This window comes from Streptomyces swartbergensis (assembly GCF_002148965.1).
Taxonomy (GTDB): Bacteria; Actinomycetota; Actinomycetes; order Streptomycetales; family Streptomycetaceae; genus Streptomyces; species Streptomyces swartbergensis.
Genome location: NZ_NGFN01000665.1, coordinates 1 through 1,712, shown reverse-complemented (window position 1 = coordinate 1,712; position 1,712 = coordinate 1). Strand labels below are relative to the sequence as shown.

The following is a 1,712-nucleotide window of genomic DNA, read 5'->3' as shown; positions in this document are numbered from 1 at the left end:
GGGCAGCCTGGCGGGGCCGGCAGGTGCGGTCGCGTGCTGATAGGGCGGAAAAGGGGGCGTGGGAGTGGGAATCGGAGCAGGTGGGCCATGGGCTTCTCCCTGATCCCTGGTCATGCGTCGAACTCTGGCCCAAACGCTCCACTTGCCTTCCACGACCACCCACGGATCGCCGCTGAGCCCACCCGGCGTGCTGGCGAGGCGCGTTCGCGCCCCTCCTCGCCGGCCGGCTTCTCGACGGACGTGAGGGGCGACTGGCCTGGGCCCCCCGCTTTCCCCGGGCCGCTCGCTCGCTTCTCTCCCGTGCTGGAACGGCCTGGGTCAAGGGTGGCCCGCAGGGCCATCGCCGAAGGCGACGCGAAGCGCCCTTGAGGCAGGCCGTGGAAGCACGACACTGGCAAAGAAGCGGGCGGCCCCGACAGTTACTTGGTGACGTACGTGAGGAACGAGGCCCACGAGCCCGACCTGAACACGAGCACGGGCCCGTCCGACTTCTTGCTGTCGCGGACAGGCACTATGCCGGGGTGGCCGTCGGCGACCTCCAGGCAGTTCGTGCCACCCCCGTCGCTGTAGGACGACTTGCGCCACACGGCGGTGGTGAGGTCAGGGGCTCGGTTCATTCTCTGCACTCCTCCAGAAGGCGCTTGATGAACGCCGTCGACTCCACGGGAGTCAGCGCCGCGTCCCTGACGCGATCGTAGGACAAACGGAAGCGCAGAACCTTGTCCGGATCCTGGATCAAGGCGCCAAAACCGTTGCCCTCCGTCCAGGCAACTGGATCGCCGACGCGCTGCCAGAAGAGCCAGAGGTGGCTGTCCATGAGGTCGTGCACCCCGACCCCGAAGGGCAGTACCTGGATCGCGATGTTCGGCAATTCGGCCGCCTCCAGGAGGTGTGACAACTGCTCTGCCCACACCTTCGTGTCAGGAACAGGCCGCCGCAGAGCCGCCTCGTCCAGGATCACGCGTACGTCCGGCGCCGACTCGCGGAAAAGCAACTCCTGCCGCCCCATCCGCGCGGCCACCTGTTCCTCGACTTCCTCGCTGTTGCCTGCTGTTGTCTGGGCGCCAGACAACCCTGACAACACCGCTCTGGCGTAGCCCTCGGTCTGCAAGAGACCCGGCACACGCAGCTGGAACATCCACATGATCTGCGCCGTCGCCTCAAGGTCCATGAACGCCTTGTACTTGTCCTTGATGACTTCGCGGCGCGCGTCCCGCCACTCACGAACCAGCAGGTCACCGGACCCGTAGTAGCTGTCCAGGTCCTCCATGACCGCCCGCTTGGAGAGCCGCTCACCCTTCTCCAGACGGCTCAAGTAGCTCTTGTCGTACCCCGTGTCCTCGGACAACTGCCCGAGCGACTTGCCCGCCTGCTCACGCAAGAACCTCAGCGTCCGGCCGAGCGCAGCCCGCCCCGACTCCCGCTCCCCGTCAACCACTTCGCCCACGTCACCCCTCACCGTTGCCTGGAGCGCCAGGCAACACCTGGCCTCTTCCGCAGCGTACGCGCGACCAGTGACGATGAAGGCACGAACGGTAATCACCGCTCGTCAACCCCTGTCTTCTGCCCTGAGAAGGGACACTTCCGTGCGCCTGCGTATCGCTGAACTCTGCGAGTCGGTCCTGCTCCTCCTCGTGCGGAGCCTGCTGCCCGCCCGAGGGCGTCACCGAGCCACGCCTGCCCGACCCTCACCCCCACCTCCACCCAGGGCC

2 protein-coding genes are annotated in these 1,712 nt (G+C 67.0%); both read right to left on the bottom strand.

Features of this window, described 5'->3' with window-relative positions; genetic code table 11:
- Positions 1-419: 419 nt before the first annotated feature.
- Positions 420-617, bottom strand: a complete 198-nt coding sequence (locus CA983_RS43370; protein WP_086606079.1) for a DUF397 domain-containing protein — start codon at positions 615-617, stop codon at positions 420-422.
- On the bottom strand, positions 614-1,447 hold the full coding sequence (locus tag CA983_RS43365) for a helix-turn-helix domain-containing protein (RefSeq protein ID WP_086606080.1): 834 nt from the start codon (positions 1,445-1,447) through the stop codon (positions 614-616). The genes CA983_RS43370 and CA983_RS43365 overlap by 4 nt, the downstream gene beginning before the upstream one ends.
- Positions 1,448-1,712 lie beyond the last annotated feature (265 nt).